This window comes from Psychrobacter sp. 72-O-c, from assembly GCF_904846605.1.
In the GTDB taxonomy this organism is placed as follows: domain Bacteria; phylum Pseudomonadota; class Gammaproteobacteria; order Pseudomonadales; family Moraxellaceae; genus Psychrobacter.
In genome coordinates this window covers 11,161-27,939 of the sequence record NZ_CAJHBI010000004.1, presented here as the reverse complement: position 1 = coordinate 27,939, position 16,779 = coordinate 11,161, and the positions used below count along the sequence as shown (strand labels likewise).

At 44.3% G+C, this 16,779-nt stretch carries 13 protein-coding genes and 3 tRNA genes; all 16 read left to right on the top strand.

From position 1 onward, the window contains the following. The first annotated feature begins 32 nt into the window (after window positions 1–32). The 16 genes from JMX97_RS01930 (at window position 33) to JMX97_RS01855 (ending at window position 16,774) form a co-directional block, all read left to right on the top strand. Window positions 33–1,586 carry an McrC family protein gene (locus tag JMX97_RS01930; protein ID WP_227671406.1) on the top strand — a complete coding sequence of 518 codons (1,554 nt, stop codon included), beginning with the start codon at window positions 33–35 and terminating at the stop codon, window positions 1,584–1,586. 410 nt (window positions 1,587–1,996) lie between these two features. After that, window positions 1,997–2,073, top strand: a tRNA-Pro gene (locus tag JMX97_RS01925). A 108-nt stretch (window positions 2,074–2,181) separates the two neighbouring features. After that, window positions 2,182–2,258: transfer RNA gene (locus JMX97_RS01920), tRNA-Arg, on the top strand. A gap of 40 nt (window positions 2,259–2,298) precedes the next feature. Next, window positions 2,299–2,374: transfer RNA gene (locus tag JMX97_RS01915), tRNA-His, on the top strand. A gap of 305 nt (window positions 2,375–2,679) precedes the next feature. Beyond that, complete coding sequence (locus JMX97_RS01910) at window positions 2,680–3,621, top strand: AraC family transcriptional regulator (RefSeq protein ID WP_201554634.1); 942 nt, start codon at window positions 2,680–2,682, stop codon at window positions 3,619–3,621. Between the two features lie 347 nt (window positions 3,622–3,968). Next, the gene (locus JMX97_RS01905; RefSeq protein ID WP_413786382.1) at window positions 3,969–5,096 is read left to right on the top strand and encodes a hypothetical protein; all 1,128 of its coding nucleotides are present in this window, start codon (window positions 3,969–3,971) and stop codon (window positions 5,094–5,096) included. Between the two features lie 227 nt (window positions 5,097–5,323). Then, on the top strand, window positions 5,324–6,526 hold the full coding sequence (gene gspF, locus JMX97_RS01900; protein WP_201554632.1) for a type II secretion system inner membrane protein GspF: 1,203 nt from the start codon (window positions 5,324–5,326) through the stop codon (window positions 6,524–6,526). A gap of 899 nt (window positions 6,527–7,425) precedes the next feature. Continuing rightward, a complete protein-coding gene (gene gspG / locus JMX97_RS01895) occupies window positions 7,426–7,908 on the top strand; it encodes a type II secretion system major pseudopilin GspG (protein ID WP_201554630.1) in 483 nt (160 codons plus the stop codon). Window positions 7,909–8,242: 334 nt separating this feature from the next. Beyond that, window positions 8,243–8,812: a protein-disulfide reductase DsbD domain-containing protein gene (locus tag JMX97_RS01890; RefSeq protein ID WP_201554628.1), complete on the top strand. Its 570-nt coding sequence runs from the start codon at window positions 8,243–8,245 to the stop codon at window positions 8,810–8,812. A 59-nt stretch (window positions 8,813–8,871) separates the two neighbouring features. Further along, entirely contained in the window at window positions 8,872–11,100 is a 2,229-nt protein-coding gene (locus JMX97_RS01885; protein WP_201554626.1) for a protein-disulfide reductase DsbD domain-containing protein, read from the top strand. A gap of 120 nt (window positions 11,101–11,220) precedes the next feature. Beyond that, entirely contained in the window at window positions 11,221–11,724 is a 504-nt protein-coding gene (locus tag JMX97_RS01880; protein WP_201554625.1) for a DUF3465 domain-containing protein, read from the top strand. A 305-nt stretch (window positions 11,725–12,029) separates the two neighbouring features. After that, complete coding sequence (locus tag JMX97_RS01875) at window positions 12,030–13,454, top strand: phospholipase A (RefSeq protein ID WP_201554623.1); 1,425 nt, start codon at window positions 12,030–12,032, stop codon at window positions 13,452–13,454. Between the two features lie 30 nt (window positions 13,455–13,484). Continuing rightward, the gene (locus JMX97_RS01870) at window positions 13,485–14,336 is read left to right on the top strand and encodes a ComF family protein (RefSeq protein ID WP_201554621.1); all 852 of its coding nucleotides are present in this window, start codon (window positions 13,485–13,487) and stop codon (window positions 14,334–14,336) included. A gap of 283 nt (window positions 14,337–14,619) precedes the next feature. Further along, on the top strand, window positions 14,620–15,123 hold the full coding sequence (locus JMX97_RS01865; RefSeq protein WP_227671407.1) for a Tfp pilus assembly protein FimT/FimU: 504 nt from the start codon (window positions 14,620–14,622) through the stop codon (window positions 15,121–15,123). Next, window positions 15,120–15,791: a type IV pilus modification protein PilV gene (pilV, locus tag JMX97_RS01860; protein WP_227671408.1), complete on the top strand. Its 672-nt coding sequence runs from the start codon at window positions 15,120–15,122 to the stop codon at window positions 15,789–15,791. Before JMX97_RS01865 ends, pilV begins: the two co-directional genes overlap by 4 nt. Beyond that, complete coding sequence (locus JMX97_RS01855; protein ID WP_201554611.1) at window positions 15,791–16,774, top strand: PilW family protein; 984 nt, start codon at window positions 15,791–15,793, stop codon at window positions 16,772–16,774. Before pilV ends, JMX97_RS01855 begins: the two co-directional genes overlap by 1 nt. Window positions 16,775–16,779: the final 5 nt, after the last annotated feature.

Below are 16,779 nucleotides of genomic sequence, written 5' to 3'. Positions count from 1 at the left end.
GCACCGCAAGTAATACTAGGCTAGGTAAAGCTATGTCATCTGTAGCTGAACCTACAATCATCACCGTATTTGAGCATCAGCGCTTAACAGCTCATGACTTTGTGCAAGCATTTGACTTTACTTGGTTGCTGGCGCAAGAGTTCGCACTATTTACTATTAAACGTCGGCGCGGGCAGTGGCAACTTAAAGTTGGGCACTATATTGGCATTATTTTACTGCCTAGTGGTATGACCCTAGAGATATTGCCAAAGTCTATTGCAGAAGAACAGTCAAGTCGTACACGGCAGTCACGCCAGCATAGCGACGTCCTACAGACGCGTCAGTGGGTACAGCGCATGCTGTCTGATTTGATAGATGGCAATAGCAACAAGCTGCCCAGCGCTAAAAACTTAGGTCAATTGAGTGATGACTTAGCGCCCTTATCGATACCAGCACCGCCATTGTCAGAGTGGTTAGTCACGCAGTTTTTACAGCGTCTGTCCGGTTATCAGCCTACTAAGCATTATCAAGAGCAAATTCACAACCAATCAGCGCTACAAGGTAAGCTACTCATTAAAGAGCAATTGCGGCGTAATAGCACGCAACCACATAAGTTTGTGTGTGAGACCAGTCAGCTGAGCCAAGACATGCTAAGCAATCGATTGATTAAAAGCGCCTTGCTGCTAGTCGAATCAATGATGAATGGTCAGCTAAAGTATGGACGAGCTAGTTGTACTAATCGTGCCAACAATAAAAATGGCTATGATAGCCATCACATAAAAGCAGCTACCTTATTCTCCTTAGCCTTATCACCGTGGCGACAGATTGCAGCGCTAAGTCATCATGAACGGCGTAAATTAGAGTTGCTATATGGTCAAGCAAAGCGTCAGCTCAATGTCCAGCCGTTAAGTCAGCAGCAATTACAGGCAGCACAGCGATTATTAGACTTGGCTTATTGGTTATTGCAACAATCAAGCGCGGCTACAGGTAGCAGTCTAAGTCCTCAGACGTTACCTACACAGACTACAACTCAACCGCGTTTGTGCTTATTGATTGATATGAACCAAGCTTTTGAGCAGTGGGCAAGCCAGTGTATAGTAGCCATCTTTAATCAGATTGATCCTAGTTATCGGCCGTTATATCAACCGCAAAAAGTATGGCTAAGCGATACTGACGGGCAAGCTTGCCTGTCTATTCGTCCCGACCTATTGATTTATCGGCCTGCTGTTCATAATACTATAGCCGATAGCGCGCGTATGCATGATCGCGTTTATAGCCATGTTGTTGATATTAAATGGAAGCATTTGTCTCATTCAGGTGCTGTTAGCGCTAGTGATGCTTATCAGTTGACCAGCTACGCGCAGGCTTATCAGGCAAAACACAGCTGGCTGGTCTATCCAGTAATAAATGATACTCGGCAACCAGTAGCGCTAAGCCAACAAGTTCTTTTCGATAACGATGCTAATGCTAATGCTAATACTAATACTAATACTGACGGTGATGCTAACAGCGATGTTCCAACTCACGCTAAGCTATGGCTCATGCCGTTTAATGTTTTGACCGGAACGCTCAACGGTTGGCCGGCCCAAGATATAAGTAGTGAATAACGATTATTGCTAAACAAAAGCTGTCGTTAAATGAAAGCTATAGTTGAGCCACTTTAAAACGAACACAGTATGGCTGGCAGAAATTTTCGAAGGCTCGAAAAGTGACGCAGTCACACAGCAAGCTAGAAAAATTTCTGCCAGTTATACGAAACTATGTGCGTATCTACTTTATTTAGTACTGACTATATCGTTAAATGAAACTGGTTTTGAATGAGAACTCTCCTGCTAAAACAGCCCTTCACGACATTTAGATAAAAACTAGGCAAGTTTATTAAATTAATTGAAAATAGGTGTTGACACAAGACCCGTTACCCCTTAATATATGCACCTCGATAGCGAGGAACATTAACCAGTTAGCGGCATTGCCAACGACCAGTTAATCAACACCTTATCGTGATAATAGAGTACATCGGAGTGTGGCGCAGTTTGGTAGCGCATCTGGTTTGGGACCAGAGGGTCGTAGGTTCGAATCCTATCACTCCGACCATCTATTTTAAGAGCCTTACAGGCTTTTTTTTATGTATAATGGTTTAGTTTGTGATACTTTAGACTTTGTATCATAAATGCTGTCTGAATATGTAAAAAGCCCTTAAGAGCGCCTGTAGCTCAGCTGGATAGAGCATCTCCCTTCTAAGGAGGTGGCCGCAGGTTCGAATCCTGCCAGGCGCACCATTTAGCCTGCAAATCTTGCCTGTTCTTGGCAATAGTTATGGCGGTTGTAGCTCAGTTGGTAGAGCCCCGGGTTGTGATCTCGGTGGTCGTGGGTTCGAGTCCCATCAGTCGCCCCATATTTTATTCCGCATTATCCTTTATCTGTCATATCCCCTAATACCTACTAATCGTTGCCTTTCAATTAAAAACCTATTATAAATAATAGCGCTTGCCACTTTTGGCATTTTTTTGTGTCTGCGTTTTGGTAATTGTCTAATAAAAAATGAAGCTTCCTTTGAGTAACAATCTGTTAGGATGTGTTCAGCGTATATATATCTTTAACATCAGTCCACGATAAGATATTTAGCTTGTACTATGCCTATCAGGTGGTTTATTTTGCCAAGTTTGTCCAATCAGCCATGAATTGTTAAGGAAGTAAGGGATGGACGCACTTAGTATATTATTAGAGAACGTGCATTTATCTGAGACAAAATATTATCGTTTAAATGGTCTCGGCAATTGGTCGTATTCAATTAATAAGAAAGACACTATTTTATTTTACTTAGTAGTGTCTGGTAGTTTTTGTATTGATGTGGGAAATGAGATTCGAGAGACCCATGCCGGTGATACCATCATGATATCTAACGCCCATCAGCATGTTTGTTATGCCCTAGATTATAATGGCGATAACGCGCTACCTTTAGATGATAGATTGCTTGACTGTACCGAGAAGGTGGTTGAGCTTAACGACGACGATAATAGTAACAGCGCTACCCTAAATGCATCGTTAATCTTGATTGAATGTAAATATGACAAGGATATGGTCCGTCCTCTACTGTCGGTATTACCCTCGATATTGCCCGAGCTTAACAGTGAGTCTAACGGCCGATTTGGCGTCATTGATGTAGAGGTTAAGCTACTAACCTTAGAGTACGAGCGCGAGCGCATGGGTAGGACAGCGGTAATTAATCACTGGGCCAGCATTATGATGATTGAGTGTCTGCGCATTTACATTGAAAGCTTACCTGAGGCCACCGACAACTGGTTACAGGCCATAAAAGACCCGTTTTTAACCAAAGCGCTAGCCGCGATGCACGAGGCACCGAACCAAAGCTGGACCATTCATCAGCTGGCTGAAGTAGCTGGCATGTCGCGCTCAAGCTTCGCGCAGCGCTTTAAAGATACGGTTGGTATGCCGCCGTTGACTTATTTAATCGATTATCGCTTACGTTTAGCAGCGCGTTATTTGCGCTTGCAACAAAATAGCATTAGCCGTATCAGTGAGCTGGTTGGCTATGCGTCAGACTCAACCTTTAGCCAAGCGTTTAAGCGTGTCTATGGCGTATCCCCAAAAGCGTATCGTCAGGAATATCAAAAAAGCTGATTTCTTGGTCACTCTTGTTAATAACCACTTTCTAATACAGTTAATCCAATCTGTAAACGGCACAACGTTACTGGGCCACTGGGATGAATTTTTCTGGCGTGCTGTTTGCCCATGTGACAGAGGCTGCAAAAAATTAATCCCAGTAATACGTTGCTATAAATGACTCTCTTTGATTTTGAATCGACTAGAGTATTTTGTTGCCAACCGACTTTTGACTCTTGCAAAGCTGACAATGTGCTTGGGTTCAGGTACTATATAGCAGTGAGTTACTTAGGCATGGTAGTTTGTTTTTACCGCAATACTGTGTCCTTTGAGTGACGTTTATTTTTTGCTGGTGGTGGTACATTATGACTCAACCGACCTTTGAACCAACCAATCCAACTGCAACGCCGAGTGGCCAACAAGGCCATTCTGTGTCTGCCGTAGATAAAAACGATTTTGAAAAAAATCAGCTCAGTCCAAAAAATAAGCATGATGACCAGCAACTGAACCGTTTACCTATGATGCCTGACAAAGCGGCGTTGTTAGCGCTATTCACTTTGCCGTCTGTAGAGAAGCGGTCTTCTGAAATGGCGTTGTCTGAGCAGCCCTCTACGAATAATCCTTCTGCTCAAACATCTGCTAACCCTCAATTACCTGCCAATCCTCCATTATCTGTTAATAAAAATCTGGATGCTGATACCAGCGAGACTAATGTCGCAACCCAGCGGGTAGCACTTTACCGCGCTCAGCATCAGCGTACTCGGCTGTTATATCTAGCGTCTGCCAGTACACGCCCGACTTATTTGGTGCAAACGCTCAAAACCCAGTTCGCGGAATATCAGCACTATCTGCTAGCGCAGCAGCTCGATAAGCGTGGACTGCTCGATACCGAACCGCTAGAGCGGCTATGGCAGCAGTTGCATGTGGTCGATGATATTATCGCTGACATTGTGCGTCATATGCCCGCCCAGCAGCCAGCAGGTTGGCAGCTTACCACTCAAGATGGTCATAATCCGCTACGCTTCCCTACTATCGGCAAGCTTAAACATCCTAAGCCTATCCAAGATCAAGCCAGTCTCAATAGCTATGTGCTCGGTCATTTTGGCGTCAGTAGCTTTACTTATGATCGTGGTTATTATATCGGTCATGTGGTCGGCTATTTATTCAGCTGTTATTTTTGTGCGCATCTGTCTATCAGCTATGGCGTCACCGCGCTTGGTGAGCAAGTAGTTGGCGATTATGATTATGCCAGTCTTGAAACGCCGCATATGGTCAGGCTGCTACAGGGTCTTGACGGTTATTGTAAAAAACGTATCTATCAGCTGGCCGTCATTTGTGCCCGTCTCAGTGTCTATGCGAGTGATAAGCGTATTGAGAAAATGCTGATCGCTGAGGTCAATGACTTCGATAAAAAATTGCAACAACAGCATTTAGATGTGTTGTTATTACAAGGCATGATGCCCGACAGTAGTGATTCTACCCCGCTTTTCTAAGCGCACAGCTCTACTTAATATCACTACAGTTGAACCACTTTAAAATGGTTACAGTATGGCTGGGAGAAATTTTCGAAGCCTCTGGAGTGACGTAGTCGCACAGCAAGCTAGAAAAATTTTTACCAGCTATACGAAATCGTATGGGTATCTATTTTATTTATTACTGACTATGCATTTAACAATGCCCGCACTCTTTATTTTTTGACCGCCCTAGGATATCTGCTGCTATGCCCGCTTATCATTATAAAGCGCTCGATGACCATGGCAGTGTCCAAAAAGGCCTACTTGAAGGAGATTCTGCACGGCAAGTGCGCCAGCAGCTGCGTGATAAGGACTGGACGCCAGTCGAGGTCAACCCGGTCAGTGATAAGAACGGCCGACAGCGTAGCCGCTATAAAAAACCTTCTGCTTATGAGCTAGCACTATTAACTCGTCAGCTTTCAGTATTGCTGGCTGCCGGTATTCCCCTTGAAGAAACTCTAGCGGCAGTGGCCAAACAATCGCCAAAGACCCATATCAAGTCCCTCATGCTTGCCGTGCGCTCGCATGTCCTAGAAGGCCTGAGCTTGGCGCGCGCCTTACAGCAAGCCACCAGCTTTCCACCGTTATATATCGCCACTATTGCGGCTGGCGAAAAGTCTGGTCATCTCGATCTGATTTTAAATCAGCTGGCAGATTACACCGAAAATCGCTTTGCCTTACAAAAGAAAATCCAAGGTGCAATGGTTTATCCTATTGTGTTGATGGTAATGGCGATAAGCGTCATTATGGGGCTAATGAGCTTTGTGGTGCCCAAAATCGTCAAAGTATTTGAGCAATCCGAACAAGCGCTACCGCTGATTACTCAAATAGTACTGTCGTTATCAAATATAATTACCCAGTGGTGGTGGCTAATGCTACTGGTATTAGCAGGCACAGCGTTTTTATTTTATCGCTTTGCGCAAACGCAGGCGGGCAAGCTGACTATAGACAGTATCGTGCTTAAGTTGCCGATATTGGCACGGTTATCGAAAGGTCTCAATGCTGCGCGCTTTGCCAGTACTCTTGCTATATTGGTACGCTCAGGCGTGCCGCTGATTGAGGCGCTACATATTGGTGCTGCGGTCACCACTAACTTGCATATCCAAAAAACTATCATTCATGCTGCTGACAGGGTAACTGAAGGTGGAAGTTTATCGAGCCAGTTAGAGAAATCACCATACTTTCCACCAATGATGGTACAAATGATAAAAAGTGGGGAAAACTCAGGCGAACTTGAAAATATGCTAAGCCGCGCGGCCAACATGCAAGAAGCAGAAGCGACCAACTTTATCAGCACTTTGCTATCGTTACTGGAACCTTTGATGTTGGTTTTGATGGGCGTGGTAGTTATGATTATCGTGATGGCGGTTATGCTGCCGATTGTTAATATGAACGATTTGGCAGGCTAGTGCTATTTTACCAACGCATGCTTTTTCACCAAGGTATGCTTTGAATTTTTGCTAGTATAGTCAGTTCAAAATAAAACGGATACACACATGGTTTTGGGTAACTGGCAAAAATTTTTCTAGCTTGCTGTGTGACTACGTCACTCCAGAGGCTTCGAAAATTTCTTCCAGCTATCCTGTGTCTGTTTTAAAGCGGCTTAGCTATAGTCTCTTATCTTGTTATGTAGGCCGTTCGCTTGCGTTCCCACAAAAGCCCACTCATCTTTCCCTGTTTTACCTGCAACTGGTCGTTATTTCTGTGCTAAAGATTCTAAATATTTTGTTTAGATATAAACTAAGTTTCTTAAGTTTTGCTTGCTGTTGTATATTGTTGTCAAACCGCTAATTTTACTACGGGTCACTTAATAGTTGGGTTATAGTAGCCGTTGTTAGAAGTAACCGATATTGGGGGTAGCGTTTCCTCAATGTCACTGCCTCTTAACAACCTTTGAGTAGAGTCAGTTCACAATAAAAAAGAGTCGTGTATAGCAACGTGTTCCTGGTATAAATTTTTCTTGCGTGCTGTTCGCAAGCGGGACAGAGGCTGCAAAACGTTTGTTGCAGTAGCATCCCAGTAGCACTGTATCGTTTTTAAATTGAATCGACTATAGCTCAATAACAACAATAGGGTAGCGCGCGGCTATTAAACTATAGAGCTAGGATTTTGTTTGAGATTATTTAAAGACAGTTCAGACGGTAATAATTAGATAGCAATAATCTGTTTGCAATGGTAGATAAATGCAAAATCATGGTCTATAGTGATAATCATTTAAGCGCTAGTATTTACCTTTGAGCGCTAGCATCTAACAGTGACGACAGCCCCTATGATTATGAACACTCAAACTAAATTAAATGTTATAAAAATGTGCAATGTAAACAGACCGCCACTCAACTCTTCCACTGACAGTCGCCAAACGCCAATAAACAGACGTCAGAATCAGTCCGGCTTTACCCTTATTGAAATTATGGTAGTGATTGTGATTTTGGCTATCCTTGCCGGCTTAGTAGTGCCAAAAGTGGTCGGACAAAGTGACAAAGCACGGGTAAAAACCACGGAGACCGCGCTGGCTACGGTATCCAATGCGCTCGATATGTATAAAGTAGATAATTCACGTTATCCTACCACGGCGCAAGGTTTAGAAGCGCTTACCACACCGCCTGCCGATGCTAGAAACTATCCTCAAGGTGGCTATATTAAAGGTGGTTATCCGACGGATGGTTGGGAAAACGAGATGCAATATGTGGCACCTGGTAGCGAAAGTCGTCCTTATGATTTATTTTCTCTCGGAGCTGATAATCAGCAAGGCGGCGAAGGTCAAGATGCCGATATTTATGCTCAGTTGTAACGATATCAACTGATAGCCAGAACATATAGCAAGAGCTTATAGTAAGGCAATGCTATCACCATAAAAATGAATGACGTGACTTGATAACGGATAACTATCAACCAATAAAATATTATTGGTTGATATTTTTTTATCAGTATCTCGTTACCATAAGCATGAATTTTTAGACATTTTTTTAGATCTTATAGTTGTGTAGTACATATAAAGCATTGCTCAGAAAAATTTGTGATATCAGCTGCGGCAACGCTATTTGTAGTAACAAGGCTGCTCATAGCAATTAGATTATCAGTAGCAATGCTTGGTTTTAAACATTAGCAATCAAAGGTAATTATTCATGTCAATTAAAATACCAACATCGAAATCAGTCGCAATAACTAAACGCGCCTCTAAAAAGTCTTATGCGCTGGCGTTTGTTATCGCAAGTACCTCGTTGATGACGGGATTATTAGTAACTTCTGTGACTGCTCAGGCAGCCAGTCTAGGTGATTTATTTGGTAACAATAATGCGGCGAAATCTAAATTCTTGCCCGTTGATGAAGCTTTTCAAGTTAGCAGTAGTACTAAAGCTACGGCTAAGGGCACGCGTTTATCGATCGCTTTCGATATCACGCCCGGTCATTACGTCTATAAAGATCAGCTTACTTTAAGTTTCCCTAAGGGAGTGAGCGCAACTCCGTTTACTTTTAATCAGTCGCCGGTCTCAATTAATGATCCAACTTTTGGTCAGGTACCTGTATTTACTCAGAAAAGCATAGTAGCAACCACGACTTTGACTACCAATAATGGTAAAGGAGCGAAGAATGCACCGATTGTTATTGGTTGGCAAGGCTGTGCAAAAGCAGGATTATGCTATCCACCAGAGAAGAGCAAAACCACAGTTGATATTTCTGTGAAACGCAAATAAATATTGAATAGATCGATTTCGAATATCAGTAATAAGTAGTAATAAATAGGTAGTTATTCATGTCAATCGAGACGCCAGCAGCAAAAACAGCCTTAATAAAGAAACGAGCTTCTAAAAAGTCTTACGCTCTTGCACTTGCTGTGGCGAGCACATCGCTACTGACTGGGCTGTCTGTTACTTCCGTAGCGACTCACGCTGCCAGTTTGAGCGATCTGTTTAGTAGTAACCAAAGCGCGGCGCAACCAAAGTTCTTACCCGTAGATGAAGCTTTTCAGGTCAGCAGTAGCAGTAAGCCTGCCAGTGCTGGTACACGTCTATCGATTAACTTCGACATCACGCCTGAGCACTATGTCTATAGAGATCAAATTAAGCTGACCTTGCCTACTGGCGTGACCGCTGGGCCTTTTAGCTTTAGTCAATCGCCTAAGTCAATTGATGATCCAACATATGGAAAGGTAGCCGTCTTTGATCAAGTCAATATGGTAGCGACTACCACGCTGACCAATAGTAGCGGCAAAGGCGTAGACAATGCGGCTATTGTTATTGGTTGGCAAGGTTGTGCGTATGCAGGCCTATGCTATCCACCTGAAAAGATTAAAACCACCGTCAATATTGCTGCGGCATCGCAACAGACCGTGGTAAGTAACGCCGGTAATGCGGCCAAAAATTCTGCTGCCAAAGAGTCCGCAACTAAAGATAATCTTGCGAATACCAAGTTAGCTGCAAGTGCTACGGCGACATCAGAAAATTTAAATACAACTGACGCTAATAGCCTCACGCCTGAAACAGGGGAGGCGTTGATAGATGACGATGTTATTGATTATGCTTTAATAGAGGACAGTTCTTTAGAGGACGGCTCTTTAGATGACAGTGCTGCCACCAATACGATTTCTGGGGCAGATGGAAGGGTATTAGGCGACTCTACAAACAGTGCCAGTGCCAGTGCCAGTGCCAGTGCCAATACCAATGACAGTGCTATTGCTAATAACTTAGTAGAAAGTGACCCATTTGGCTTGGCCTCCCATCCTTGGTTGGCGTTAGGTTTGTTGTTTTTGGCCGGTCTGGGCTTGGCGCTGACCCCATGCGTACTACCGATGTTGCCTATTGTGGCTAACATTGTCGCTCGTGAAAAAAACCCAACTGTCAAGAGAGGGGTTGTCTTAACCACCAGTTATGCGATAGGTGTCGCTACTGCTTATGGTATTTTGGGGGCATTGATTGCGGTATTTGGTGAATCGCTAGGTATCATCGGCTGGCTACAAAATCCAATTATTTTAATCAGCTTTGCCATCGTGTTTGTGCTGTTGGCGTTCTATATGCTGGGTGTGTTTAGTATCCGCTTGCCGCGAGCGATCAGTAGTAAAATGCAAGGTTTGAGTCAAGCAGGTGACAGCAAGCTTGGTAGTACCGGCGGCAGCTTAGTGGCTGGGTTTTTATCCGCGCTGGTGGTGTCACCTTGCGTGTCCGCGCCATTATTTGGCGCCTTGCTTGCGGTCTCGACTATCGGTAGTCCGCTGCTGGGCTTTGTCGCTTTGTTTATGCTCGGCTTTGGCTTATCCGCGCCGCTCATTTTAATTGGTGCGACCCAAGGCAAGATTATTCCGAAAGCGGGCGAGTGGATGAACTGGGTCAAGCAAGGTTTTGCCTTACTATTATTTGCAGTCGCTTTATTACTCGTTGAGCGTGTGTTTATCTCACCGGTGATACTGCTAGTATGGGCGCTATGGTTTATGGTCGTTGCGACATGGGCATGGAGCTGGCTGGGTAAAGGCCGGATGCTGACTCAAGCGCTGGGTTTGGTGGCTGGTATTTGGGCGGCTTGTTTGATCATTGGTGCGGCATTGGGTAATGATGACAGTCTACACCCGCTAGCGTCATTAAGCGCGACACCGATGTCTATCCAATCTATAGGCGGTCAATCTACGGGCGGTCAGCTGGTAGGTAACAATAATGCGACAGATAAGACCGTCACGACGTTAGCAGAGGTGGATGCTATTATTGCCGCGAACCCTAAAGTCATCGTTGATGTCACCGCCGAGTGGTGTATTGAATGCCGCATTATGGATAAAAATCTATTCCACAGTCGTCCCGCGCAAATGCAAGGTTGGCAGTTGGTCAAGCTTGATATCACAGAAACCACGGCGGACTCTAAAGCGATCTTATCGCGCTATAAATTATTTGGCCCGCCAGCGCTATTATATTATCAAGAGGGCCAATTAGTCAGTCAACAGGTTGGTGAAATCGGTCGCCAAGAGTTTGAGCAAACGTTGACTGCACTTAATAAATAACCCAAAATAAATAGTTCTCAATTTTAAATACCAGTCAGCGCTGCTAATCAACAGTCGCTGGCTTGTTTACTTTTGCCACCCTGACTCTATGATATTTATAGAAAAACTGACTCTATTGCTATGAATAGTCCTAAACTTTCAAATGCGGTTACAAGGCAGACCCGGTCCTTAGCCATAAGCTTACTCTCAGGCTTATTGTTGCTCAGCGGCTGCCAACCTAGCGAGTCTTTATATATTGACGAGCAAAATAACAGTCAATTCGATAGTGATACTAATACATGCCAGAATGATACGATAATAAGCGCTTTTAAAGCCAAACAATCAGACCGTCAGGTCAAAGGTTGCGGGACTGTTATTAAAGTCCTGCCTGATGATAATAAAGGCAGCCGCCACCAAAAGATACTGGTCGAGCTTGATGGTGTCAGCCCCAAGCAGACCTTGTTATTGGTACACAATATTGACTTAGCGCCGCGCGTGGCTGAGGTGTCGAGAGGCACATCACTGAGTTTTTATGGGGAGTATGTTTATAATGACAAAGGGGGACTGGTCCACTGGACGCATCATGACCCTGCGGCGCGCCATCAAGGCGGCTGGATTGATAGTAATGGCGTGCGCTATCAGTAGCGATGCTGACACTAACACTGATATAAACACCCAAACCAAGCATTTAGTTTGACAGTATCTTTATGCTCATTTGTACTTGCATTAAGCACCGATAACGCTAGTATAGTGCGCACATTTTCATTACAATAAAATAACATTACTAGAGCGGCGATGCCAAACAGTCATCGCCGCTTTTACTATCTGTATTTCTGTTATTTTTTAGTCTAGCGGCTAGCTCAGAGCTTATTTTAGCGATTACCTCAATTATTACCTCAGTTACTTCAGATACTCTGCCGGCTGCAATGCCAGTAAGATAAAGGACCTCTATGTTTGACCCCCTTATTTCTCAGCGTCAGGTACCGCGTAACAGCGAATCATATCAACGCCATAGCCCTAAACAAAAATGTCGCCAAACCATGCCGACTCATTTGAGTATTGCTGTGGGTATTGCCTTGAGTTGTACGGCGCTACAAGTACAGGCTGCCAACGAAGGTCAGACTTACAATGAGCTGCCCGTGACAGATGCGGTAATTGAGTATAAGAGTGATGAATCATCGCAAGCTATTTATAAAAGCTTAAACAATCCCAATACGACCCTTGATAGCAGTAAACCAGTCAGTGATGCCTTTATGGCGAAGCAGACGCGGCTATTTTTTGAATGTACGCAAGTGCAAACCAGTGCTGCGCGCTTGGCCTGCTTCGATAAAGTGGCAGACCAAGGCGAAATACCAAGCTATACCACCACCAAGCAACCTTTAGATCTAGCAAAAACCTTTCAAAGTACTTTTTCAGGTAGTCCACAAGTGGTACTCGCAGAGAATGTGAACGCTTTTGATGCGGATGTGGTTGAAGAAGATGCTTTACTGGTAAACAACAATGACGCGCAAATATTAGAAGACGTAGGCGTCACTCAAAACGATGTCGAAAAATACTCGTCGCTCAGTCTTGCCTACGATCTTGATCAAAACAGTGAGCGTGGTACATGGACCATAAGACCTCATAACCCAAACTACGTGTTGCCATTATTCTATACCGCTGATCCCAATCTAAGTCCAACTACACCGTCACAAGACCAAGACCAAGCCAACTTTACGTCTAATGATATACGTCAAGCTGAACTAAAATTTCAGCTGTCGCTAAAGAGTAAAGTTGCTGAGGATCTCTTTGATACCAATGCTGATTTGTGGTTTGGCTATACTCAGCAATCGCACTGGCAGGTCTATAACGAAGACAATTCAAGACCGTTTCGCGCCACTGACTATCAGCCGGAGGTCTTCTTAACCCAACCGGTTACCGCCAATCTACCTTTTGGTGGACGTTTGCGGATGTTAGGGGTAGGAGCGATGCATCATTCCAATGGCCGGTCTGAGCCGCTGTCACGCTCATGGAACCGTGTTTATCTGATGGGCGGTGCTGAATGGGGTAAGTTCTCGATTGTACCGCGCGTATGGGCACGAGTAGATGGTGGCGGCAGTGACGATGATAACCCAGATATCGAAGATTTTATGGGTTATGGTGATATCAAGTTCTTGTATGACTTACCTGATCAAAAAAGCATTAGCGGTACCTTGCGCTATAATGCCAAAACTAACAAAGGCGCAGCGCAAATTGACTACGTCTTTCCGTTAACAGAGAGTGTTAATGGCTATGTACAGCTGTTTCAAGGTTACGGTGAGTCCCTTATTGACTACAATTATGAGAACACAGCGGTTGGTGTTGGTATCGTGCTGAACGATTGGAAAGGGTTTTAGATTGCGATTGGTCAATACTTACAACGCTTTATGCGTGCTTTAACACCTTATCAAAGCGGACTATGGCTGGCAGAGTATCTTAGTGTACGCTGTCAGCTATGCCGCGTTCATCGTAGCGAGCCTTCACTAAAACTGTCACCCTATTCGTCAAACCCTGATTCTCTAGGTACCGATTCATCACGCCTTGATTCTTTGCGTACCAATCATTCAATTATTGCCAAATTGCGCCGTAGTTTTAGCAACCGTTTTAATAGCGGTCTGCTTTGTTCGCGCTGTCATAACAGTATCATGTGGTTACCCGAACCTTTTCAGGTTGATATCGCTGCTGGTACCACGCTGCCCATGCAAGCGGCTAGCTATTATGACTATCCTATACGTCAAGCCATCCGTGCCTCTAAACAACATGAAGATATGACCAAACTGCCGGTATTGCTACATGCTTTACGTCAACTGCCGCGCCCTTCTGGTTGTCATCACGATAACAGTGTGATTGTTGCCATGCCAACGACCAACCAACGATTAATCAAACGCGGATTTGACCCCGTTAGTATTTTATCAGCGCAATTGTCTAAACATTGGCAAATCCCGCTATGGCAAGGAGTACAGCGTATTGATAATACCAGCAGTCAGCAAGGCTTAAGTCGTGCCGAACGCCTAACTAACTTAGATAATGCTTTTGCGCTCACCGAGCCACCGCCTGTTAAGCGGCTGTTGCTGTTTGATGATGTCGCCACGACAGGTGCCAGTCTGCAGGCATTGGCGCGCACGATACTCACGCAGGCTGTGATGGAAAGCGCTTCTATTAACCAAACAGCCACTACCACTCCTGCCAATCCCTATCATCTCAGCGCCTACGCGCTTGCTCATGGCAGTCACTCATAAATAGCGGTAACCCTATTCGTAATACTTCTATCTAATCACAAAACGTCTAATCTGACTTTACATGCTGTTTTTCTGTATACTAAACACTACCTGATTGTTTCTAACTTGCGCTTGTAAGTACCATAGAATAGGTGTTGGTAGCAATATAGTGGAATGAAAATTGCATGGATAACAGTTATAAAACCCTTAGATATAAACAACTTAACGCCCATATATGATTAATGATTTGATTAATCTCATCATATTTTGATTAATTGGCAATAGTTAGTAGTAGGATATTGATTTGAACGTATCTGTTAATAGATTAATACACCGACGCACAACCAGCTCAGGGTTTACCCTGATTGAGCTGATGGTAACTATTGCGGTACTCGCTATCATCGTGAGTATTGCTGCGCCTAATATAAGTACTCAACTTGCCAATCAGCGGGTGAAATCAACAGCGGCCACGCTGACAAACGCTCTAAAAGAAGCCAAGGTCGAAAGCATCATTCGTCGGCAGCCAATTACTGTGAGCTTTGCTAATGACAGTAGCGATACAGGTACGATTAATATTGCAAATACAGCTAATATTTCCAGTTACAGCTACGATGCAAAAAGCACAATAGAGGCAATAAATACGATAGATGAATCTGTAGTTACCACGATCACCTTTGAGCCTAGTAAACGCGTTGACGCAGGATTGACGTACACTATTTGCGATGACGATCTGACAATTGCACCGCGACAAATTATGGTCAGTGCTGTCGCGATTATTAGCAGTCAGCTGGGAGGGACATGCGAATGAGTCAGTTAACGTATCAGCGCGGAGTCGGACTGGTAGAAGTGCTGGTCGCCGTCTTATTATTATCCGTTGCGGTATTGGGTTTTAGTGCGCTACAGATGCGTGCCATCACGGCTACTGACGAAAGCTTGGTACGTACCAAATCTCTGACTATCGTGCGTAATTTAGCCGAAGTCATGCGCGCCTATCCTGAAGCTTATGTGACAGGGAGTGGAGCGACGTTTACTACCGTTTTGCCAACTATAGCTAGCGCTGTTCCAACTGTCCAAGCTATTGCCACTAGCACAGCGATAGCTAACGCAGATAGCGGAGATAGTGTGACTGTAGATGGATTAGTAATTAGTATTAATGGTGCTAACAACTGTTTATCAACAGGGACGACAACTGATGATGATGATAACGAGATACCAAACAAGCCGTGCAGCATTAACCAGCTTGCTACCCGCGATACATTGCTGGTAAAAAAGACAGCGCTAGAAGAGAATATTAAGGTTGCAGTCGTTAGTTGTCCGGCTGATGCGACTCAACAAGCTATTCAGCAGCAAATGTGTATCATCACCGCGTGGAATGATACCAAGGCTTTGATGGATAGTAATGATGATGGAGCCTGTGCCAATAGTGACGGCGTTTACAAAACCGGCAGTCATTGCTTAATATCGGAGGCCTATTGATGAGTGAAAATTATAATAACAATAGGGTAAGTTACTCATCAAAGGTACAAGGCTTTACACTTATTGAGCTGATGATATCGTTAGTGTTGGGGCTGCTCATATCAGCTGCGGTCATGCAAGTTTATGTAATAAGCGCGCGCACTATTACCGTGCAGCAAAGCGCATCAGAAGTTCAGGACAGTACTATATTCGCTTTGCAAGCAATAGAAGATCGTGTTCGCATTGCTAATTTAGGCAATCCTATTACCAATATTAATGATGCGACCAGTCATGGCGGTGTGGTACTGACGACCACGAATTTAGGTAGCAATAACGACACTGGGACTGAATTTCTTACCAATAGTAATGGCTTTAGAGGATGGGCTGGCACATCAAATATAAGAGATGTTGCTAGCGATCAGCTGACCATTCAATATAAAAATATCACCCCAAATATTATGTATGACTGTGAAGGAACAGCAGTCCCAGCAGGAGATGCTAACTGGGTTATTGAGCGTTATTTCGTACGTTTGGCGTCAAGTGCTAGCTCTGGAACAGGGGTACAGGATTTGGTATTAGCCTGCGCTGCTGGTCGCGTTGATAATGACGGTGAGGTAACCACAGCCTTTACTGGTAATGGTGCAGTTATCGTAGCAGCAATCGATCAATTCAAAGTATTGCTTGGTACGCAAACGAATGTGACCCAGCTCACTTATCTACCAGCAAATATTTACCTAGGGCTGACGGATAAGCCCGCGATTACTACTATTAAGTTGGGCATTATTATCCGTAGTAGCACGCCATTGATAACCGACGCTGACAAAGATACTTTTACTATCCTTGGCGAGGCGCAGACCTTAAAAACGGATACAACACGGAGCAAGTACTATCGGCGCAGCTATGAGTCCACCGTTTTATTACGTAATGCGCGAGTCATGACAGTGATTGCTACGGCACCAAAGCTTGCATCAACGACCACACCGCCTACGTCTGCTACGCCATAACTGGA